Origin of the sequence: Aquimarina agarilytica ZC1, assembly GCF_000255455.1 — a bacterium.
Taxonomy (GTDB): Bacteria; Bacteroidota; Bacteroidia; order Flavobacteriales; family Flavobacteriaceae; genus Aquimarina; species Aquimarina agarilytica.
Genome location: NZ_JH621257.1, coordinates 61,262 through 84,296, shown reverse-complemented (window position 1 = coordinate 84,296; position 23,035 = coordinate 61,262). Strand labels below are relative to the sequence as shown.

Annotated in this window: 20 protein-coding genes and 1 tRNA gene; 19 read left to right on the top strand and 2 right to left on the bottom strand. The window is 29.9% G+C overall.

Features of this window, described 5'->3' with window-relative positions:
- The first annotated feature begins 12 nt into the window (after positions 1–12).
- The 4 genes from yaaA to KQA_RS19540 all read left to right on the top strand — a co-directional run bounded on the left by yaaA (position 13) and on the right by KQA_RS19540 (position 2,346).
- Positions 13–774: a peroxide stress protein YaaA gene (gene yaaA, locus KQA_RS0208675; protein WP_010180145.1), complete on the top strand. Its 762-nt coding sequence runs from the start codon at positions 13–15 to the stop codon at positions 772–774.
- Positions 775–844: 70 nt separating this feature from the next.
- Complete coding sequence (locus KQA_RS0208670; RefSeq protein WP_010180143.1) at positions 845–1,096, top strand: hypothetical protein; 252 nt, start codon at positions 845–847, stop codon at positions 1,094–1,096.
- 398 nt (positions 1,097–1,494) lie between these two features.
- Positions 1,495–1,917 carry a response regulator gene (locus tag KQA_RS0208665; protein WP_010180141.1) on the top strand — a complete coding sequence of 141 codons (423 nt, stop codon included), beginning with the start codon at positions 1,495–1,497 and terminating at the stop codon, positions 1,915–1,917.
- Positions 1,918–1,929: 12 nt separating this feature from the next.
- Complete coding sequence (locus KQA_RS19540) at positions 1,930–2,346, top strand: response regulator (RefSeq protein WP_010180140.1); 417 nt, start codon at positions 1,930–1,932, stop codon at positions 2,344–2,346.
- A gap of 30 nt (positions 2,347–2,376) precedes the next feature.
- Here the strand turns inward: KQA_RS19540 and KQA_RS19535 are convergent, their stop codons facing one another.
- Entirely contained in the window at positions 2,377–4,137 is a 1,761-nt protein-coding gene (locus tag KQA_RS19535) for a YfiR/HmsC family protein (RefSeq protein ID WP_010180138.1), read from the bottom strand.
- A 326-nt stretch (positions 4,138–4,463) separates the two neighbouring features.
- On the opposite strand from KQA_RS19535, the gene KQA_RS0208650 reads away from it, so the two are divergent.
- The 15 genes from KQA_RS0208650 to KQA_RS0208580 all read left to right on the top strand — a co-directional run bounded on the left by KQA_RS0208650 (position 4,464) and on the right by KQA_RS0208580 (position 21,193).
- Positions 4,464–5,150 carry an SIR2 family NAD-dependent protein deacylase gene (locus KQA_RS0208650; protein ID WP_010180136.1) on the top strand — a complete coding sequence of 229 codons (687 nt, stop codon included), beginning with the start codon at positions 4,464–4,466 and terminating at the stop codon, positions 5,148–5,150.
- A gap of 28 nt (positions 5,151–5,178) precedes the next feature.
- A complete protein-coding gene (gene prfA, locus KQA_RS0208645; RefSeq protein WP_010180134.1) occupies positions 5,179–6,255 on the top strand; it encodes a peptide chain release factor 1 in 1,077 nt (358 codons plus the stop codon).
- Positions 6,256–6,275: 20 nt separating this feature from the next.
- Positions 6,276–6,350, top strand: a tRNA-Pro gene (locus KQA_RS0208640).
- A 230-nt stretch (positions 6,351–6,580) separates the two neighbouring features.
- Positions 6,581–8,107, top strand: coding sequence for a carboxypeptidase-like regulatory domain-containing protein (locus KQA_RS0208635; RefSeq protein ID WP_010180132.1), 1,527 nt, complete (start codon positions 6,581–6,583; stop codon positions 8,105–8,107).
- A 485-nt stretch (positions 8,108–8,592) separates the two neighbouring features.
- Entirely contained in the window at positions 8,593–9,732 is a 1,140-nt protein-coding gene (locus tag KQA_RS0208630; RefSeq protein WP_010180130.1) for an MraY family glycosyltransferase, read from the top strand.
- Between the two features lie 96 nt (positions 9,733–9,828).
- Positions 9,829–11,094 carry a lipopolysaccharide biosynthesis protein gene (locus tag KQA_RS0208625; protein ID WP_010180128.1) on the top strand — a complete coding sequence of 422 codons (1,266 nt, stop codon included), beginning with the start codon at positions 9,829–9,831 and terminating at the stop codon, positions 11,092–11,094.
- Positions 11,088–12,293, top strand: a complete 1,206-nt coding sequence (locus KQA_RS0208620) for an O-antigen ligase family protein (protein WP_010180126.1) — start codon at positions 11,088–11,090, stop codon at positions 12,291–12,293. Before KQA_RS0208625 ends, KQA_RS0208620 begins: the two co-directional genes overlap by 7 nt.
- On the top strand, positions 12,290–13,189 hold the full coding sequence (locus tag KQA_RS0208615) for a glycosyltransferase family protein (protein ID WP_010180124.1): 900 nt from the start codon (positions 12,290–12,292) through the stop codon (positions 13,187–13,189). The genes KQA_RS0208620 and KQA_RS0208615 overlap by 4 nt, the downstream gene beginning before the upstream one ends.
- Positions 13,190–13,194: 5 nt before the next feature.
- A complete protein-coding gene (locus KQA_RS0208610; protein ID WP_010180122.1) occupies positions 13,195–14,628 on the top strand; it encodes an MBOAT family O-acyltransferase in 1,434 nt (477 codons plus the stop codon).
- 14 nt (positions 14,629–14,642) lie between these two features.
- The gene (locus tag KQA_RS0208605) at positions 14,643–15,536 is read left to right on the top strand and encodes an SGNH/GDSL hydrolase family protein (protein ID WP_157366627.1); all 894 of its coding nucleotides are present in this window, start codon (positions 14,643–14,645) and stop codon (positions 15,534–15,536) included.
- Between the two features lie 38 nt (positions 15,537–15,574).
- Positions 15,575–16,666, top strand: coding sequence for a glycosyltransferase family 4 protein (locus KQA_RS0208600; RefSeq protein WP_010180118.1), 1,092 nt, complete (start codon positions 15,575–15,577; stop codon positions 16,664–16,666).
- Complete coding sequence (locus KQA_RS0208595) at positions 16,663–17,373, top strand: WecB/TagA/CpsF family glycosyltransferase (RefSeq protein ID WP_010180116.1); 711 nt, start codon at positions 16,663–16,665, stop codon at positions 17,371–17,373. The genes KQA_RS0208600 and KQA_RS0208595 overlap by 4 nt, the downstream gene beginning before the upstream one ends.
- 10 nt (positions 17,374–17,383) lie before the next feature.
- Positions 17,384–18,187, top strand: coding sequence for a polysaccharide biosynthesis/export family protein (locus tag KQA_RS0208590; protein WP_010180114.1), 804 nt, complete (start codon positions 17,384–17,386; stop codon positions 18,185–18,187).
- Between the two features lie 9 nt (positions 18,188–18,196).
- Positions 18,197–20,581, top strand: a complete 2,385-nt coding sequence (locus KQA_RS0208585) for a GumC family protein (RefSeq protein ID WP_010180112.1) — start codon at positions 18,197–18,199, stop codon at positions 20,579–20,581.
- A 6-nt stretch (positions 20,582–20,587) separates the two neighbouring features.
- Positions 20,588–21,193 carry a flagellar motor protein MotB gene (locus KQA_RS0208580; protein ID WP_232285871.1) on the top strand — a complete coding sequence of 202 codons (606 nt, stop codon included), beginning with the start codon at positions 20,588–20,590 and terminating at the stop codon, positions 21,191–21,193.
- Here the strand turns inward: KQA_RS0208580 and KQA_RS0208575 are convergent.
- Complete coding sequence (locus KQA_RS0208575) at positions 21,182–23,008, bottom strand: discoidin domain-containing protein (protein ID WP_010180108.1); 1,827 nt, start codon at positions 23,006–23,008, stop codon at positions 21,182–21,184. The two genes, KQA_RS0208580 and KQA_RS0208575, sit on opposite strands and share 12 nt — an antisense overlap.
- Positions 23,009–23,035 lie beyond the last annotated feature (27 nt).

Here is a 23,035-nt window from a genome sequence, read left to right as displayed (position 1 = left end):
AATACAGCATTTATGAAAATAGTAATATCACCAGCAAAATCATTAAACTTAACTACGGCTCTTCCAACAGAAAAGTATACGCAGTCGTTGTTTTTAGAGCAGTCAACAATTTTGAATAAAGCAATAAAAGCAAAGAAGCCTAGTGATTTGGCAAGTTTAATGCATATTAGCGAAAAACTAGCAGACTTAAATTGGCACCGAAATCAAGATTGGCAATTGCCGTTTACTACCGAGAATGCACGTCCTGCAGTATTTATGTTTAATGGAGATGTCTATAATGGATTGGATGCTTATCAACTATCGGAGGCCAATATTGAAAAAATGCAGGGTAAGCTTCGTATTTTATCGGGCTTATATGGTTTACTCAAACCTTTAGACTTAATTCAGCCCTATCGTTTGGAAATGGGAACAAAATTTGGCGCAAACGGAGCTAAAAATTTATACGAGTTTTGGAAACAAACCATAGCAACACAATTAAATAAGGAATTGCAGGATCAAGAGCTTTTTGTGAATTTAGCAAGCAATGAATATTTTAAAGCAGTGGATAAAAAAACACTAAAAGTCCCTGTAATTACTCCTGTTTTTAAAGATTGGAAAAATGATAAGCTGAAAATTATTAGTTTTTATGCCAAAAAAGCGCGAGGTACCATGAGCCGTTATTTAATTGAAAATGATGTAGAAAGCATGGATCATTTAAAAGCTTTTAATTTGGATGGGTACGTTTTTAGCGAAGAATATACTGTTAAGGATAATGAACCTGTTTTTGTGAGGTAGTATCTTTTTTAGTTGTGAGTTGTGAGTTGCCAGTTGTGAGAATAAATGAATTTCAAGTTGAAAATTTTAGATGAAAAGAAATCTGTTTTTTTTAATTTTATTACTGTGTAATTTAGCTTTTTCGGCTTCAGAAATTAGAATTTATCATGAAGAAGTTTTTGATGGAACCAATATTTATGTAGACAATCCTTTTTTTTGTGAAGTAAGTGTACAATTAAATCTTGAGCTTCAAAATATGAAAGCTCGAAATACTTCAAATTTGTATTTAGTGCCATCAAAGTCAAATAGATTTTTTTATTATAAAATTACCCCCAATAAATAGAGAGCAATCAAATAATAGGCTATAGTGGAAATACAGGTTGGAGCTCAGAACCTCATTTGCATTTAACAATTTTTTTACAAAGGTTAGGAAAAAGAGAAACCTTAAGAACTAAATTTTTATTAGAAAAGGAAGGTCTCTCGAGTTTTTTAACAGAAAACGAATTTTATTAACAGTAAGTTGTTATCAAAAACCAATAGCTAAAATCACAAGTCTATACTTCTAATTAAGTGATTGAAAAATCTTATATAAATGTGAAATTCCCTAAGGTTATTTTGGTTTATAGTGCTATTTGTCTTATTTTTTGTAATTTTAATCTGATTTTATAGTGTTTAAAATTTACTAAAGCTAATAGAAGCAACAAGATTAGTTACATTGTATTAAAGTATAATAAAGTATAAATGGGTAATATAATTAACAGCTCTTTGTTGGTTGATGATGATAAGGCTATAAATTTTTTTAATAGTTATGTCATAGCAAAACATAAATTTTTTAATAAAACAGAAATGGTATCTAGTGGGAATGCAGCACTAGAATATTTAAAAGGATCCATAAATGATTTATCAAAAAAACCACAAATTATTTTTTTGGATCTTAATATGCCGGCCATGAATGGATGGGAGTTTTTAATTGAGTATGGAAAATTAGACAAAAAAATAACTTCAGACATAAAAGTGTTTATTTTGACGACCTCTGAAAATCCAAATGATTTGAAAAAATCCAAAGAGTCTGATTTAGTGAGTGGGTTTTTGAACAAGCCGCTATCATTAAGTGTGTTAGATAGAATTTTGGAAGAGTATTTTTCTTTAAGTCAAGTTGAATAATTAAAAAGAAGTATGAAAAAAGTAGATTTTTTAATAGTAGACGACAGTAAAGCAGCAACCTTTTTTAATCAAACTTGTATTAAAAGAGTTTTTGAAGAGGTGGTTATTGAAACGGCTCAAAGTGGAGAAAAAGCATTAAAACTTTTAAAATCAGAAATTATGCCAGCTGTTATATTATTGGATCTTAATATGCCAGTGATGGATGGATGGGAATTTATAGAAGAATTTAAAAAGTTTGATGTGAATTACAGAAATGAAGTTAATATAGTTTTAAATTCTGAGATGAGGTTAAGTGATAAAGAAAAAGACTTTGTAAAGAATACCCCAGAAATAAAACAACACTTCGGAAAAATGCTTAGTAAAGATGATATTAATAGTTTAGTAGCTAATTTTATCACTGGGTCACAAAAGCTATGTGTAAATCTATAGTCTAAATTATGTACTTATATAAGTATAATTTTAAGAAAAAGGGATGGTGAAATAAAAGGTGGTTCCTTTGTTTATTTCAGAACTGATCCAAATATCTCCTCCATGTGATTCTACAATTTTTTTACAATGCGCAAGACCAATACCAGTTCCTTCATAGTTGTCTTTTGAGTGTAGGCGTTGAAAAATATTAAATATTCTTTTTTCATGTTTTTTAGCAATGCCAATCCCATTATCCTTTACAGAAAATTTCCAAACCTTTGTATTCATATCATTAGTAATTAAATCACAATCAATAAATATTTTTGGTTTTGTACCGGGCTTGCAAAATTTAATACCGTTACTTATTAGATTTTGAAAAAGTAAACGTAGTTCGGTATGGGTGCCTTTAATTTTAGGTAAATTATTGAGTGTTATCTCTGCATTTTTTTTGTCAATTACTGTTTTTAAATCAGCTTTTATTTCAAGTAATAGTTTTTGTGTATTTACAATAGTATAATTTTTAACTCTTCCCAACCTGGAGTAATCTAGAATTGAGTTTATTAATTTTTTCATACGGCTACTAGCATCAACAATGTAGCCCATGCTTTCTTTTGCAATTTCGTTAAAATGCTTTTCATGATCTTCTTTTATTAAGCTAATAAAACTTGTAATTGTATTTAAAGGCTCTTGTAAATCATGACTCGCTATGTAAGCAAATTGTTCTAATTCACTATTTTTAGTTTCTAGTATTTTTGATTGTTTGTATATCGCAATATTTTTTTCTTCCAACTTTTTATTTAGTTTGTTTTTGGTAACATAACCTTTGTAAATAAATAGAAGACTAAAAAAGAGTAAAGTTGATAAGGCTAAGAGTATTAAATTGGTATTCTTTTGATAATTTATTTTTTTTATTTGACTATCGAGTATTATTTTTTGAGCAGAAACTTGTTTTTTTTGGTTGTTTAAATAGCGCTGCTGTACCGCTATTTCATTAGCACTAATTTTAATTTTTTCTTTTTGAGAATTAATTACTTCAGCATTTTTTTTAATAGTTTGTGCTAACTTTTTTTCCAAAATTATTTTTTCCTCGTATTTCTTATCTTTTAAAGAGTTCTCAATAGATAATTTTTCAATAACTCTTCTATTTAAATTTATTTTTTCTTTATCGTATTCAATTTCTTTAATTTTATTTTTAATAATTTCCTTTTGCTGTTTATTTTCAATAACAGCTTCATTTAATGATTTTTTGGTTTCATAAAGAGCTCTCCAAACTTCAGAAGAATTAATAGCATATTTTTTTAATGATGGTAAGTAAGTGAATTTTTCTTTTTCTAAAAGCCCAGTGTTAATTTCATATTGAAATTGATTATTTGAAAGTGTGATATTAACCATTGATGATTGATAGTCATAATTTTCAGTGATCAATAAAATATGCTTACCTCTTATTTGGTTTAAAATTTTATCAATATTGAAATTAGATTTTTTATTAATATAAAGGAGTTGAATATTATCTAAATTCTCAATGGATTTAAATTTAACAATTTTTGTTTTTCTTCCTTTGAGATCTCTTTTTTTTGCAAGCAATTTTATTTTATTTGTCAGCTGTTCGTCATTATCTAATATGACTATTTTAAATTGTTTGCCGATATCATTAAGCCATGTTACTTGCTGGGCTAGGTTGAAAATAATAATAGCCCTTTGAGAGTCTTGTATTTGATAGCTTGGTTTTGTTCGCGCAGCTATAGGTAGTATGCTTGTTAAATAAATAAATACAGTGAGGCTGATGAAAAAGATAGAAAATGGGAGTTTCATATATTTTTTGACTTCAAGTATAGTTAAAAGATACATATGGAATAGAAGCTATCTGAATATCAGATTTATGTATTTATATTTTTTGAGTATACCTAAGATAATGTTTTAAAAGGTATAAAAATAATTGAATTTTAGGTTTAGGTGTCAAAAAGATAGTTTGTTACCCATATTTTGAAAAACAATTAGAAATTGATAAAAAAATAGTGTTAAGTAGCTTATTTATTGGCTTTTTTGTTGCTAAAAAAAACAGCAAAAAATTTAATAGGAGTCACAATAAAGTATAAATTAGTCCAATAAGCATAGTTTAAATAATATCGAATCAATTTATGAAACACTTGGTCGTATTAACAGGAGCAGGAATGAGTGCCGAGAGTGGGATCAATACTTTTAGAGATGCTGGGGGTTTGTGGGAAGGTCACGATGTAATGGAAGTGGCGAGTCCAGAGGGTTTCGCAAAAAATCCCGATTTGGTATATGATTTTTATAATCAACGTAGAAAGCAACTTTTTGAAGTTGAGCCGAACAAAGGGCATTATGCACTGGCAGCATTGGAAAAAGATTTTGAGATTTCTATAATTACTCAAAATGTGGATGATTTACATGAAAGAGCAGGAAGTACGAATGTTATTCATTTACATGGCGAATTACGTAAAGCACGTAGTTTAAAAAATGAGAATTATATTGTGGACTGGGATGCCGATTTAACAGAAAAAGATACCGATCTACAAGGGAATTCATTGCGTCCACATATCGTATGGTTCGGTGAGGCTGTGCCTATGCTGGATAAAGCAGTAAGTGTTGTTGCAGAAGCAGATGTAGTATTAATTATAGGAACATCATTGCAAGTATATCCAGCTGCAAGTTTATTTCAGTACGCACCTGCTTCGGCTAAGATTTATTATATTGACCCCAATCCTGCTACAAATATTCCTTCTCACGTAAGTGTAATAAAACAAGGAGCAAGTAAAGGTTTAGAAGAGTTTAATGAAGGAGTAAAAAGTGGTTTAATTTAATTAACTTTGCTTTCCAATTTTCTGGATAATGATCGATAAATTAAATATAGTAAAACAACGTTTTGATGAAATCAGTGACCTGATTATTCAGCCCGATATTATTTCGGATCAAAAGCGTTATATAAAAATAAATAAAGAGTATAAGGATTTGAGAGCCATCATGGATGAGCGCGAAACTTATATTACTCTTACCAATAATATAGCTGAGGCAGAAGAAATAATTGCCGATGGGAGTGATGCCGAAATGGTAGAAATGGCCAAAATGGAATTGGATGAAGCTAAAGAAGCGCTACCAACTTTGGAAGAAAAAATACGTTTCATGTTAGTGCCTAAGGATCCTGAAGATGCTAAAAACTGTGTCCTAGAAATTAGAGCAGGAACAGGTGGTGACGAGGCTAGTATTTTTGCAGGTGATTTATACCGAATGTATAATAAATATTGCGAAAGTAAAGGTTGGTCGGTGAGTGTTATGGATACAAGTCATGGAACGAGTGGTGGTTTTAAAGAAATTATTCTTGAAGTAAATGGCGAAGATGTATACGGGACCATGAAGTTTGAGGCAGGTGTGCATCGTGTACAACGTGTACCACAGACAGAAACTCAAGGACGTGTGCACACTAGTGCTGCTACCGTAATGGTATTGCCCGAAGCGGAGGAGTTTGATGTAGAATTGGATATGACCGAAGTACGTATAGAGCGTACAACATCGACAGGGCCAGGTGGACAATCGGTAAATACTACGTATTCAGCTATTAAATTACATCATGAGCCTACGGGGATGATTGTTAGTTGTCAGGATCAAAAATCATCGCATAAAAACTTAGAAAAAGCCTTAAAAGTATTACGTTCGCGTTTGTATGAGTTGGAGCTAGCTAAAAAACAAGCAGCAGATTCTGAAAAAAGAAAAAGTATGGTATCAAGTGGTGACCGTTCTGCAAAAATTAGAACGTATAACTACCCGCAAGGTCGTGTAACAGATCACCGAATTGGATTGACATTATATGATTTACAAAATATTATTAATGGGGATATCCAAAAAATTATTGATGAATTAATGCTTGTCGAAAATACAGAGAAGTTGAAAGAATCGAATGATGTTTTTTAAATAAAACAATTATTAAATATCGGGATGTAGCTTAGTCCGGTTAAAGTGCACGTCTGGGGGGCGTGAGATCGCTGGTTCGAATCCAGTCTTCCCGACTTTAATGTATAAAAGGCCTTCTGAATTAATAGAAGGCCTTTTTTTTGTTTAGCTAGGGTTTATACAATAAATTCATAAGGAGAATGGTATTAGTATATGTAGCTATAAATGAAACCTTGTTATTATAGAGAAATTTGTGGTAACTTACCTCAATAGTATTCAATGAGAATAGTGTTTATGGGTTGGAGTGTCCAATAGGTATAACACAAAGTAACATATAATTATTAATATGAAATTGCATTTTTTAGGAAAGCGAACTTATGTAAGGGTGTCGCTTTTTTTGTGTTTTGTTATGAGTTTTTGGGTGACAGAAGCTCAGATCATTTCATCTAAGATTTTAGATAAAGCTACAAAGCAACCGGTATATGGTGCTACTATTTTGGCAGCAAATCAATATGGAGTTTCCGCCGATCAAAATGGACGTTTTACATTGGAAATTAATAGAGGATATACGGCTACGGATTCATTGCGAATATCATCCATAGGCTATGAGGAATTAACTTTAGCAATTACTCAAAAAATAGATTCTGTTTTATATTTAATACCAAAAGTAGAGGATTTAAATACGGTTTTTATATCTAATAAAAAATTGAGTATTGAAGAAGTTTTAGAACAAGTAAAGAATAATTTAGATTCAAATTATGTTAAGGGTTTTACAAAAAATGAATTATTCTTTAGGCAATCAGATAACAATCATACAGATTATTTTCAGGTAGATTTTAAAAAATCTTCATTCAAAGAAATTGATGAAAAATTTGTGAAAAACGAACTGTCAAAGGTGCCTAAACGTTCGGTGTTTCATACAGAGGTTTTGGGTGATTTTCACAGTGATTTAAATAAGCATAAGCTAAATATAAAAAAGGCAAATAAGTTATATGATATTTATGGCGAAGATTATCTGGCTGGATTTTATGCCACCCTTGAAAATATTTTAAATAAGAATGTAAAAAAAGACTCTTATTTTAAAATAAAATCGGGTCTTTTTAGCTTTAAAGCTGATGCAGATCAAAGTTTTATTGATAATGAAGAGTTGATTGATATGAGAAATGAAATGGGGAAAAATGATGAAGCGAACGAGAATTTCTTTTTAAACTTAAACCGAAAAGCTATTGGTAAAATTTTTGAAAACCTGATCTATAATGAAGATTCTAAACTGAACTTTATTTTTAAACCCAGCCGATATGATTTTAAAATGTTGGATTTTATTGAAATTGGGGATGATTTGGCATATCAAATAAAATTTGACCCAAATGGGAGCGAAGATTTTAAAGGGATAGTGTACATAAATATGGATGATTTTGCAGTGCTTCGAGTAGATTATCAAAATATAAAGCCTTTACGGAGTATAAAATTATTAGGGTTTAGCTATAAAGAACAAGGATATAAAGGAACTATGATTTTTGAAAAAGGGAATCATCAAAAATATAGCATAAAATTTATTGAAAATACGCAAACTAAAGTGTATGGAATTGATCGTCCATTAAAAATTATAGAAAAAAATAAAAATACAAAAGGTCGGCGAAAACAAAATGAATTAGCAGCAGACGTCAATTTTGGTTCAACAGTGGTTACAGATTATAAAGTTTTAGTCTACGAAACACTTAAAGTTGACGAAAATAAATTTGAGAACCTTATTGAAAATAAAAAAGAACAACCTAAAAATTGGAAAAAATATGATCCAAATTTTTGGAAGGCCTATTCTAAGTCATTAAATTTTGATGAAGAGATACGTAGATTAAAGAGTAATTTGTATTAAAAAATATAATGAATAGCTTTAAATCGTTTTGGGTTTAGGTGTTAAGTGTTTTGAAAATTTCTGTTTAAGTACAATAAAGTCGTTTAAATGTTTTTGGTATAAATTATAACTGTTTTTTAATTAGATATTTTGAATTTATTAATGTAGATTAATAATTAAATTCACATAGTCAATTTGATTTTTGTCGTTAAACTATGTTTTTTGTCTGATTTCTATTGCAAAATTGATGTAAGTTTCAATTATCCTTTGATTTTGTTATTACTTAGTATTAAATAATTTACAGTGTTAAGGAATGCATTATTATTGAAAGAATAAAAAAACAATGTACATGTTGTTTTCTGGCAATCAGATGCTTAGTAGGTTTTTTCTTTCATAAAAAATAACTAATGTTAATGAAAGATTAACGTTAGCTGATTATTAAAGTATTAACTTAGTGGTAAGCTTAGATTATTTTCTGGTAGCAATAATTTTTCAAAAATCAATTTATGCAGGGCTTCGTTAGTTTTTTTACAAATCAAAACATGCTTATTGCTGTAATATCAATTACAGCTATTTTTCTTTCGGTTAAAGTTTTTCCTATCATAATAAGATTGACAAGAGAAAAAAACTTAATGGCAGCTCCTTGTGATCGAAGTTCACACTCTATAGAAACTCCAAATTTAGGTGGAGTGGGGATTTTTATCGTCTTTTCTTTATGCTTAATGTTCTCAGGGGTATTATTTGATTTTTCTCAAATGGAAATGAAGCTCCTCTTAGCCTTATTAACAGGAGTAACAATTTTGTTTTTTATAGGTGTTAAAGATGATTTGATAGGAGTGGCACCACTAAAAAAGTTGATAGGTCAAATCGCAGTAGCGTTTATAGTAGTCTTAATGACAGATTTGCGAATTGACACTATATTGGGTGTATTGGGGATAGATACTTTGGCTTATATTCCTTCGGTGTTGTTTACGGTTATCATGTATGTGTTTTTTATAAATGCTTATAATTTAATTGATGGTATTGATGGGTTGGCCGGAAGTATAGCAATAATTGGAAGTTTGTTTTTTGGAGTTTATTTTGTTTCAAATCAACTTTACTTTGCTTCATTAGTGTCATTTATATTGGTTGGTTGTTTGGTTGGTTTTTTGGTGTTTAACTTTTCTAAACAGCGAAAACTGTTTATGGGAGATTCTGGTTCCATGTTCATTGGGGTGTTATTGATGTTTCAAGCCTTAATTTTTTTGAAAATGGATGTAATTGCTCAAAACAATATTTTTGTGCCTAATAAAATAGCATTGGTAACTGCGACTTTTTGTTTTCCAATTATAGATACGATTCGTGTTTTTGCAATACGAATTTTAAGTGGCATGAGTCCGATGTCGGCAGATAGGAATCATGTACATCATAAAATTTTAGATGCAGGTTTTTCTCATGTTCAGGCAACTTTATTTATAGCGATTAGTAATTTGGTTGTGATATCAATGGTTTATTTTATTGGTGATTATAATATAAATATCCAGTTGTTTATTGTTTTTTCTTCGCTGCTATTAATTGTTTATCTATTTTTGAAGCTTAATCTCAAGTCAAAAAAAGCGGTAGTTACATTTTCTAATAGAGTATTTGCTAGAAAATCTTTTAAATAATAAATCAATTTTTAATAACAAATTTGAATGCTATTATTGAATTGGTTGAATAAAAAGTAGCTTACTTTTTTTGAAGAATTTGATTTAATATTTTAAATGAATTTTAGTTTAAAAAAGAGTAAAGAGTTTCCGAAATTATTTAGCGTTTTATCCGATCAATTTTTTATGAGTATAACTACTTTGTTAATAAGTGTTGTGCTTGCAAGGGTTTTTGATAAAACAGATTATGCTGATTTAGTATTGCTGTTTTCAGTCACATTATTTGTTTTGGGTTTTCAGAGCGCACTTATTTCAAGACCTTATGCCATTAATTTAAACGATGTAGGGGAGCTAGAGCAAGATTCGTTTTATAATTCAAATGTTCTTTTTAAGTTGTGTTTTACAATAGCTATAATATTGCTATTTCCTATTGTGTTTTTCTTATTCTTTAAAAAAGATTACAATATTTTAAAATTAGTTTTATTTCTATTTTACATTGTTTCTCATACCACATTTTATTTTGTTAGAGAAACTATGTTGAGTGAAAGGAAAACCAAACAAAATTTATATTATGGACTAACATGTTCATTAAGTTTGCTTACTGTACTTGTTGTTATCTTCTTTTTGAAAATTAAAAAAATTGAATTTTTTTTAATTTCATTTTCTCTAATTTATTTTTTGGTTAGCTCAGTTTATTTTATTCTAAATTCGAAAAGATTAGCTTTAAAAATAAAGGCACTACAAAATGACTTTAAGAAGAATTGGGAAGTAGGTAAATGGCTGGTAGGAGCAAATGTTTTGTTTCATTTTAGTTCCGAAATATACCCTTGGCTATTATTGTATTTGTCAACTAAAGATAATATTGCAATTTTGGGGGTATTGCTTAGTGTAGCAAATATTATTAACCCTTTGCTAACGGCAATTAGCTCATACTTATTACCGCTTTTTGTGAAAAACAATAAGAATTATATCAATTTATCACGAGCGGTAAAAAAATGGTCGTTATTATTTAGTCTTATGTCTATTTTATTAATAATTATTGGTTGCTTTTTTGGTCAATCAATTATTAGCATGTTATTTGGTGAAAAATACAATAATTTAGGAATTTTGATAGTTTTCCCTTTTGTGGTACAAGCAATAAATATTTTCTTTCAGCCATACAAAATAGCTTTAAACGCAATTAAAAGGACGGATGTTAATTTTTGGATTTTAATTCCAAGGAGTGTTTTAGCAATTTGTTTAGGTTATTTTTTTATAACCAAATATGGGTTGATAGGCGTTTTTTATACTAAAATTGTTGAAAATCTACTCTATCAGTTGGTGTACTATATACTTTATGTTAGAATTGTAAAAAGGAATAAAAAAGCGATTGATATATGCTAACTGAAAAAAAGGTACATAAAACATTGCTTTTTTTGTTCATTACTTTTTTAGTAATGAATGCGATCACATATAACATTTTAATTCATATTACGGGGAAATTTGGAAAGTTATTTATAGCTATAATAGGTATTATATTACTACAAAAAACCGTTAATCAGTTTTTAGATTTTTTAGAAGCGAATAGGTCTTTGTTGTTTTTTTGGGGATTGTGTATATGCTTTACAGTATTGTGGGTTTTTAATAACGGAATGAACATTCCAATTATACAAAATAATTTACTTTTTCTGCTTTTTATATATTTTTTCTATTTGCTTTCAGAAGCTTTTAAGTCAAAATCCCCCAGACCTTATTTTAGCTTTTTTAAGGTGTTTGCAAGTACCTTAAATTATAATTTGATATTCTGGACAATTTTGGCAGTGGTGCTTCCTTTTAAAATATGGCATACGTTGGAGGATAGGACTGGCTTAGGTTTATTTTATGAAAATTACATACAATTAGGCATATTTGCTTGTGTAGGAACAATAACAAATTTTTCTATATATCGTGATAAGACAGAAAATAAAATATTTCATTTAATAATGTCAATCGTATTTGCCATATTAACACTGTTATCAAATTCAAGGAATCCTCAATTGGTATTGGTGGTTTATTTTATGTTTAATGCATTTCCTTACATAAAAAGAAATGTGATTAGGTATATGTATGTTATTGTATTTGTAATTGTTTTTTTAAGTTCACTTTACTTATCGGTAGATATATTAAAATCAGGTACAGTAAGTAGTTTTACAACTGGGCGAAGCAAAATATGGTATCATATTATTGATCATTATGGGAGTCACTCTATTTTTGGAGGCTATGGGATTTTTGGTCTAAATGATATTATTTTAAAAGCACATGTCGATGGGAATTATTATTTTCAGCGCCTAGAGTTTTTGTATTTTCATTCCTCTTACATGGAGGTGTTTGCGGCATCTGGGATCATAGGTTTTTTGTTTTTTTTGTTTTTTATTACAAAATCCTTACATCAGAAAAAGAATTTATATATCTCAATTATTCTTATTGGGATTTTATTAGGAGGCTTTTTTGAAAGCTTTATTATACAACCAACAGTTTTAATTTCTTTTCTTTTCTGGTATTTAATTATAAGTAAACCTTCAAAAAGTAAATTAATAATGAAAAAAGAGTTTCAAGTAGCATGAATGCCCAAGCACCTATAGTATTATTTGTTTATAATCGGTTGACCGAAACTAAAAAAACTATTGAAGCACTTCAGTTAAATTATTTAGCGAGTCAAAGTGACTTGTTTATTTTTTCTGATGGCCCAAAGTCGGAAGAAGGAAAAAAGAAAATAGATGAGGTTCGTAGCTATTTACATACTGTAAAAGGCTTTAAATCGATTTCGATAATGGAGTCACCTAAAAATAAGGGTCTGGCTAAATCAATAATAGAAGGAGTTACTGAAATAGTAAATAATTATGGAAAAGTAATAGTAGTTGAAGATGACTTGATTACATCGCGTAATTTTTTGGATTTTATGAATCAAGCATTGGCTTTTTATGAAAATAACCCTGAAGTGATTACAATTTCTGGATATACATTGAGTTTATCAAATTTACAAAATTATAGTAAAGATTATTATTTAGGCTATAGAGCCTCATCATGGGGTTGGGGGATATGGAAAGATAAATGGAATGATGTGGATTGGGAGGTTGCTAATTATTCAGACTTTATAGCAGATAAAAAAAAGGTAAAAGCATTTGCAACTATCGGGAGTGATATGCCAAAAATGCTAAAATATCAAATGGAAGGAAAAATAGATTCCTGGGCTATTCGATTGTGTTATTATCAATTTCAATATCAAATGTTTTGTGTTTTTCCATCAGTTTCTAAATTGAAAAGTATTGGTTTTTCAACAGAAGCGACCCATACGTCTGGTTCTACTAGATTTGATACCACGTTAGATAAAGGAGCACAAAGAGTTTTTGAATTTGATGAAAAAATGATAGTGGACAAAAAAATAATACAAGATTTTAGAAATAAATTTTCAGTAAAGTCAAGGATTATCGACAAATTAAAACAACTTGTAAATAAGTAAATCGTATGCTGTTTAATTCATGGGAGTTTGTCTTTCTTTTATTAGTGACCATGCTCCTTTATTTTAATGTGCCAAACAAGTTAAAAACACTAGTGCTTTTTGTTAGTTCGTATGTTTTTTATGCTTTTTGGAGGTGGGATTTTGCATTGCTAATGGCAGGAGTAAGTGTTGTAAATTATTTTTCGGCTTTAAAAATAGTTAAAGCAAATTCGGTAAATGAAAGAAAAATGTGGTTGACAACTTCGGTTTTTATTTCGCTATTACCTTTGTTGTATTTTAAGTATGGTAACTTTTTTATTGCGAATATAAATTCCATGTTTTCGATAATGAATTACTCGAGGGAATTGAGTTATTTAAAAGTGATTTTACCAGTGGGGATTTCATTTTTCACATTTCAAGCCTTAAGTTACACGTTAGATGTTTATTATAAGCGAACAGTAGTGGAAATGGATTTAGTGCGTTTTTGTACTTTTGTAGCTTTTTTTCCACAGTTAGTAGCTGGTCCAATTGAGCGTTCAACTAATTTGTTGGCTCAATTAAAAAAACATCACCAATTTAATCGAATTCATTTTATTGAAGGAGCTAAATTATTTATTTGGGGGTTATTTAAAAAAGTTGTTATAGCAGATCGTTTAGCTTTATATGTGAATAGAGTATATGAAAACCCGGAGCTTTTTGATGCGCCTACATTAGTCTTAGCTACACTCTTTTTTGCATTTCAAATCTATTGTGATTTTAGTGGATATTCCGATATGGCTATTGCAACAGCCAGAATGATGGGATTCAAATTAATGCAGAATTTTAACTTACCTTATTTTTCTAGTTCTATTTCGGAATTTTGGAAGAGTTGGCATATATCATTATCAACTTGGTTTGGAGATTATTTATATAAGCCTTTAGGGGGGAGTAGAGTGGTGTATACTAAATGGGTACGTAATATTTTTATTGTTTTTTTAGTAAGTGGACTATGGCATGGAGCTAATTGGACTTTTATACTTTGGGGAGCTATTCACGCGTTGTTTTATCTTTTCGAAAATTGGGGTGATAAACTATTGAATAAACTTAATCTAACAAAAATTAAAGATTATACATTTTATACTATATGTAAAATGGGAATCGTATTTATGGGAGTGAGTTATGCTTGGATTTATTTCAGAGCGCAGTCAATAAGCGATGCTTTGTTGATATCTAGTAAAATTTTCGGGAATTGGGGGCAGCCTCTTTATTTAGGAGCTTCAACAATTACTTTTGCATTATCGTGTCTTTTGATTTTAGTCTTACTGGGTGTTCAAATTCTACAATATACTAATATAAGTTCATTGTATTTTTCTAAATCTAAAGTACCGCCTTTACTTAGTTCGGTTGGTTATTTGTTATTACTTGTGGGGATTTCTTTATTAGGAATGTCATCACAATCATTTATTTATTTTCAGTTTTAATTAACACGTATAAAGTGACCTTAAAAAAATTCATAGTTATAGTAATCGGATTTGTATTCGCTTTCTTTTTAATAGATTATACGGTTAGTATAGTATTGTCAAAAGGACTAGAGAAATATTATGGTTTAAATACAGATTCAGAGTTAGCCATTGTTGGTCATTCTCATCTTATGTTGGGGCTTGATAAAAGAAAAATAGAATCGAGCTTGGGGGTTAAAGTAGCTAAATATACCCGGGAGGGTGTCAATTTAGCCGAGCGAAAAATAATGATAGAGCATTTGCTCGAAACTAATCAAAATATAAAAACTGTGATCTTAGGAGTTGATGCTTGGTCATTTACAGACGAAGGTTTGAGTAGTAATTCGTATAAATTATTCTTCCCATTTATGGATAATGAAAGTATTAATAGGTATTTACTTACGGAATGTGATGGGGTGGAATTTTTTTCAAAAAAAATAATTAGAACGTCTCGTTTCAATGAGTTGTTAATTGGCGGAGCTTTAAGGGGGTATATGGGGAATTGGAGTAATTTGAAACAAGGAAAAGTGGATATTAGCAAATTAGAAGAGCAGATAAATAGGGGAGTTTATCGAAAAATAGATAGCAAAAAAAACAGTATTTATATTTTAGAACAAATCTTAACTACTTTTGAAGAAAAGAAAATTAAAGTAATATTGTTGAATGTCCCCACGATTGATATTATGATAAAAGCTCAAAAAAATAAAGTTAAGCAAGTTTTTGAGAAGATAAACGCTTTAGCAGAGCAATATGATAATGTAAGGTTTTTAAATATGCAAGAACCTTGGTCTCATGAGCATGAACTGTTTTATGATGCCATACATTTAAACCCAATGGGGCAAAAAAAAATTACCGAAGAAGTTATTCAGTATTTAAATGACTCGAATTAGTGGTTGTCTAAATAGTTGAATAAGGTCTAGGAAGCTATATGAAAAAGGTATTATTTATTTTGCATTTGCCACCTCCAGTACATGGTTCTGCTATGGTTGGAAAGTTTATTAAGGATAGCCACTTAATAAATGCTAGTTTTAATACTAGTTATATCAATTTAGGTACTTCAAAATCTATTGATGAAATAGGCAAGTCGCCAGTAAAGAAAATTGGAATCTACTTGAAAATTATTTTTCAAGTAGTTTATCAATTAATTTTCAATAGACCCAACATAGCTTACTTAGCTATAACAGCAAAAGGAGTAGGCTTTTATAAGGATTTTTTATTGGTACTAATAATAAAACTCTTAGGAGTTAAATTAGTATTGCACCACCACAATAAGGGAGTAAGTGATTATCAACATAGATTTCTTGATAATTTACTTTATAAAATAACTTATAAGAATACATCGGTAATACTAATATCTAAACATTTATACTACGATGTAAGTAAGTATGTTAAAAGGGAGCATGTAAATTATTGTGCGAATGGAATACCTAAAATGGAATTCAAGTCAATTTCCGAGAATAATGAAAAAGGAATAATACAACTTTTATTTTTATCCAATTTAATTGAATCAAAAGGAGTGTATGTTTTGTTACAGGCATTAAAAATTTTAAAAGAAAGAAAACTAAAGTTTTTCTGCACATTTATTGGTGGAGAAGGAGACATTACAGCTGAAATGTTTAATGAAAGAATAGCGGAACTGGATATCAAAAGTTCAGTTGTCTATAAAGGAAAACGATATGGAGAAGAAAAGGAAAAGGCATTTACAAATGCTGATATATTTGTTTTTCCAACATATAACGATGTTTTCGGACTTGTAAATTTAGAGGCCATGCAATTTTCATTACCTATTGTTTCTACTTTAGAAGGGGGTATACCAGAAATTGTGGCAGATGGTACTACGGGCTTTCTGGTTGAACCAAATGATGTATATGATTTAGTAAATAAAATTGAAATATTAATAAAAGATAGTGAACTGAGAGAAAAAATGGGTAAAGAAGGTAGAACCCGTTATGAAGAGAAATTTACCTTAGAAAAATTCGAACACACATTTCAACATATACTTAAAAAAATCGCGTTATGAATTTATTGGGCTATGAAATATCAGAAGGGTATCCAAGTTTCCCTTTTAGAAAAAAGACAATGATTAATACGATTAATCCGCATAGTTACTGCGTGTCTAAAGGTGATAAGGAATTTGAAAAAGCATTAAAAAAATCAGATGTATTACTTCCTGATGGGATAGGGATTGTTTTAGCTGCAAAAATTTTACAAAAAAAGAAAATTACTAGAATTACGGGTTACGATATTTTTTTGCACTCAATGAATTATTTAAATGAGACAAATGGATCTTGTTTTTTCTTAGGTGCATCAGAGATTACATTGAAATTAATACAGGAGCGCATACAAAAAGATTATCCTAATGTTAGCGTAAATTCGTTTTCGCCACCGTTTAAAGCATTTTTTTCGGAGGAAGACAACAATACAATGTGTCAAAAAGTAAATGAATATAAACCAGATATCCTTTTTTTAGGAATGACAGCGCCAAAGCAAGAAAAGTGGGCGGCAGAAAATTTGGATAAGCTAGAAGTAAATACGGTATGTTCCATTGGTGCTGTATTTGATTTTTATGCAGGTACTGTTGAGCGACCCAATAAAATATGGTTAGATTTTGGATTAGAATGGTTAGGTCGATTTTTGAAAGAGCCCAAAAGGCTAGCCCATAGAAATTTAATTTCTGCGCCCCAATTTGTAGTCGATGTAATCACCAAAAAGTTGATTCGAAAATAAATTGAAAAATATGATAAATAAGTTTTTTAAAATTAATATTTCAATTAAAAACAGTTTCCGATTTTTAATAGTTTCGTTGCTGTTTTTATTACAATCTTGTGCCTCTAAAAAAAATATCATTTATTTTCAAAATGCCAAATATTCAAATTTAGATGCCGTTATTTATGAAGGGGTTAAAATACAGCCAAATGATATTTTGAATATTTCGGTTTCTGCTTTGGTACCAGAAACAGCTATTCCTTATAATAAACAAGTGATAAATAATGGAGCCATTACCAATATTGAATTGTTAAAGCTTCAGGGGTATTTAGTGAGTCATTCTGGAGCAATAGTTTTTCCAGTATTAGGAGGAATAAATGTAGCTGGAAAAACCATGGAGTATGTAGAAAAGGAAATTGAGGATAAGCTAGAAAAAGGCGGTCATTTAATTAAACCTATTGTAAGCATTAGGTTGTTAAACGCGAAAGTGACTGTTTTAGGAGAAGTAAATAGACCTGGAACATTTACTTTTTCTGAACAAAATATGACGCTTACACAAGCGTTAGGGTTAGCTGGGGATTTAACCATAAATGGAAAAAGAAAAGATGTTACTTTGGTAAGGGAAATTGATGGGGAACGAATAGTAAAAGTATTAGATTTAACAGACCCTAAAGTGTTTAATAGTCCCTATTACAATATAAGGCCCAATGATACAATCATAGTGAGTCCAAATACGGCAAAAGTTAAAAGTGCGGGCCTCGTTGGTAATGCAGGTACGGTACTTACTGTTATTTCCCTTATATTAACATCTATAGTTTTAATTACAAATAATTAGTATTAATTAATGGCGAATTCGGAATATATTCTTGATACTGAAGAACAACAAAAAAAAATAAATATAAAAGAAATACTAGCTAAATACCTGAAATTTTGGCCCTGGTTTTTGCTTACTTTTATTGTGTTTTTTTTAGCGAGTTATATGTACACCCGTTATGCAACAGTAACTTATAATACTTCGGCTAAAATTAGAATATTGGATGAGTCAAAAGAATTGGAAATTAATCTTGATCCAAGTTCTTTACTTGAAGGAACACCTAAATTAAATATTGATAACGAAGTTGAAATTTTAAAATCATATAGAATTTTATATCAAGTAGTCGAGGAATTAAATTTAGATGTCGAAATATTTCAAGTTGGAAAAATAAAAAAAACAGAAATATGGGGTTCTCCTTTTAAAATAACTAATAATTTAGTGCAAGATAGTATTAAAGAGAGTCAAACCTATGTTACAGAAGTTAGAAATAATCAATTAAAAATATATGATAAAAAAGGGCGTCAAATCCTTAATTCGAAGTTAGAAAATGGTAAGCTCAAAGATGCAGATGTTCAAATTGAATTGAAGGGAGATTATGACCCAAAAAAATATTTGAGTAATGATTTTGAAATAGTAATTAGCTCTAAAAAGAATGCTGTACTTAGACTAGCCGATGACTTAAAAATTAAAACAACAAACAAAAAAAGTGAGATTATTGAACTGAGTTTGTTAGGGGAGAATACCAAAAAAAACGAAGCAATTTTAAATACTATAATCGATAAATTCAATCAGGATGGGGTGTTGGATAGGCAATTGGTTTCAAAAAGAACTCTTGATTTTATAGACAAGCGTTTCCTGTATCTGTCCAATGAGTTGGATTCCATTGAAGTGAATAAAAAATCATACAAGCAATCCAATAACCTTAGTTATATTGAATCGGATGCAAGTACAGCTTTAAAGCAAAAATCATTAACAGATGATGAGGTATTTTCTCTTGAAAATCAATTGTCATTGTCTAAATTATTAAGACAAACATTAAAATCAGAAAAAGAATTTACTTTGTTGCCAGCAGATATAGGTTTAGCGAGTACCAATATTAATATTTTAGTTTCTGACTATAATAAAATTGTTTTAGAAAGAGAGAAGATAGCGGAAAGTGCTGGGGCAAATAATCCATTATTACAATCATTAACAGGGCAATTAAAAGGCTTAAGCCGAAATATAAATCAAACGGTAAGGGTTTATCAAAAACAATTAGAAATTTCATTAGCTCAATTGCGAACTAAACAGAAAAGGTCGGCAGGGAAATTTGCCAAATTACCAGAAAAGGAAAAAATACTTCGAGCTATTGAACGTCAACAAAATATTAAAGAAAATTTATTTATTTTATTGTTACAAAAAAGGGAGGAAGCTGCTATTAGTTTGGCCGTTACCTCTCCTACCATTAAAGTGGTTGATTATGCACTTACGGGTATTAAGCCAGTTGCTCCAAGCAGAAAAAAAATATTTGGATTAGCATTTTTGTTAAGTATCATTGTACCATTAACAATACTTTCTTTGTTATTTGCGTTTGATAATAAGATTAGAAATAGAAAGCAAATTGAAGCTTTAAATCCAAAAATTCCTGTAGTAGCAGAATTTCCATGTTTTGAGGGAGATAACAAACTTTTTTCTTTAAAAAAACGATCGATACTAGTGGAATCATATAGGCTATTATGTGCTAATATTAGTTACTTAATACCTGTAGATAAAAAAGAAACAGGAAATACAATTTTAGTCACCTCGGCCATTACTGGAGAAGGGAAAACATTGACTTCAATTAATTTGGCCTTAGCCTATGCTAATGTTAAAAAGAAAGTATTATTAATTGGGACGGATTTAAGAAACCCGCAATTGCATAATTATTTTGGTGTAAATAAGAGTACAAAAGGATTGTCAAGTTTTTTACATGATTCAAAAATTAAATGGGAAGATTGTATAACTAAAGGAGTGAGTGATAATGATAATATGGATATTTGTTTTAGTGGAGTGATCCCTCCCAATCCTCCAGAATTGTTATCAAGTGCTATTTTTAATTCATTTATCACTGAAGCTAAAGAGATGTATGACTATATTATAGTAGATACCGCACCAACTTTACCAGTATCGGATACGTTTAACATAGCTAAATATGCCGATGTTACTTTGTTTGTAGTTAGAGCAAATAAAACGGATAAAGATTTGTTAGCTTTTTCTAAAGAATTAAAAGAAAATGCTAAACTTAATAATATGGCATATATAATAAATGATGTAACACTCGAAAATTTAGATTACGGAGGAAAGTATAGTTATGTTTATGGAGAAGATGTGAATGTTTTAAAAAAAGGAAGATTTTCTAAATTATTTTCTTCATTAAAAAATCTAAAAAGGAGCTAAAAAACAATGATGAATTATTTTACAAAAATGCTAGTGTGGAATTTTTTTATGCTACTATTTTTATTAGTAGGTGAGGTAAATGCTCAAAGTAGTAGGGATCGAGTTTGGATTTTAGGTGTTGGCTTAAATGCTATTAATGATTCAGGACTTAGTAATGATGGTTTATTTAATTTTAAAACGAATTACAGTTTTTCAAGGCCTTTTAAATTTTCTGTAGAGAAAAAAATGAATGCCAAACATGGGCTTGAATTGAAAACCTTACTTAACAGGTTTAAAACCAATAAAAAGTTTAATAATGGATTTCCTACTAAGGATATTGATTTTTTTGGGATTGATGCTATGTATAAGTATTACTTTTTATATAATGAACCATCTTATAGTTCAAAAAGAATAAAAAAAGTATCTATGTATGGAACTATTGGACCTGGTGTTAGTTTTTTTAATGACCTTACCAATATAACTGTTAATATAGGAGGAGGAATTAATTATCCAATAGGAAAACAACTAGACTTAAATTTACAGGTTACACCAAAAATATCAGTATCTAATAAGGCTTCTAGCAATAATTATTATCAATTTGAATTTGGAGTGCTTTATTATTTAAAAAATTAGTTTTTTTTGAATTGTCTTTTTTCCAATTTCCAATGAAACCATGTTATATATATGGTTTAATGAGGGTAGATTTATTTTTTGTGTGTTAGCACCCATATTGATATCAAATGTTTCCTTTTTTAATATGTTTCCGGCAATATCCGAAATTTTAAGAGTAGCTACTTTATGTTGATAAGGGTTGTCAAAATTTAAAGTAATGACTTGATTGTCTTTTATAGGATTGGGGTAAACTAATAAATTATTTAATGCAAGCTGTTTTGTTTTAGAGTCAAGAGCAAATGGGTTCATAAATTCCGGAGCTGGAGCGCCATAAACTTCAAATTCAATTAGATGCACAGCTGTATTTGCAGAATTGTAGGTCATGTTTATTTTTACGTATCTAGTATGTGTTGCTTCTGGGATTTGGTAGGTGTCCCCCATTTTAACAGCACTTATATTGTTGTTTTTTTGAATGATCTTTTTCCAATGAATTCCATCTTTGGATGTTTCAATGTTGTAATAGTAATACCTTTTTCCATCATAATAAGGGGTAACCGTAATTTTATTAATGGCATGTACACGTTTTAAATCTACTTGAAACCATTGAGGAGCTGTATATGGATTTGCTCCCCACCACCTATTGCGATCAAGATTTCCATCAACTGCAAATGAGCTTGGGTGATTTGTGTCTTTGCTAGAAGATATTGAAGGCTTTTTTAATGCAATATTTCGCAATGGGTGCGGATAAGTAAATGGGGTGTATTTGGGTTTTTTTGATATAAAATAATCTTTGTTTTTCCTTATTGATAAGTTACAATTATTGACAACTTCATTTATTCTAGATCCAAGTTCGTCATGATTTTCATTATTCCAAATATGAAGTGATCTGGTTTGATATTTTGTGGATAATTTGCCACAAGTAAATCCTTCGTTCCAAAGTTCAATAGTTCTAAATATTGTGTTGTAACATAAATTATTAAAAATAACACCATCACCACCTCTGATTCCAATAGCGGTTCTCGCTTTGGTGGTTAAATTTTTCGAAGTGCTGAAGTTGTTATTGTAAATCTCAAAGCTTCTAGATCCCGATGCCCAATCTGTTTTTCCATGAACATCAACCATGTTAAAGTTTTTTGTGGCATTGGTATGTACAACATTGTTATACCTAAACACAAATTTTGAATTGTTATTGGAGGTCACATGATGGCGATTTCCTGAAAAAAAATTATCTTCAATAAAAACGGCATTTTCACTACCTAGCTCTAAATTAGACCATGATCCGCCACCGTATATAGCTATGCCGTACCCAAAATTCATTATAGAAGGATAATAATTATTAATAAATTCATTTTTAAAAACAACTCCTTTTTGAACATTGGAATTACCAATGCATAATGCGCAGTTTGCAAACCCAGTAAACTTACACCCCGAAACTTTAAAATTGATACAGCCATATAAAAAACCAACCGCTTTTCCATAGACATTATCATTGTTGTATTTGCCTTCAAAAGCAATGTTATGTAGCTCATTTGGCAAACCATTGGAGCCATTAAAAACAATAAGATGTCTTCGTTGGGATTTTGTCCTTTTTATAATGGTGTTGTTGGGGCCATTTCCAATAATAGAGATGCCACCTTGGACATACAGGGTGTTGGTGCCCCAATCACTAGCGCCCGAAGGCAAAAAAACAGTGTCTCCAGCTGAGGCTAAATTGATAGCGGTTTTAACATCAATGTAGGAGGTGCTTTTGGCAAAAAAATCTTTGGAATAAGTTGTTAATAAATTGAAGGAAACCAAAAGTCCAAAAAAAAGTCGATTTTTATGTTTGAGCCGCATAATTATATTTTTGTAGGAATTTTACTC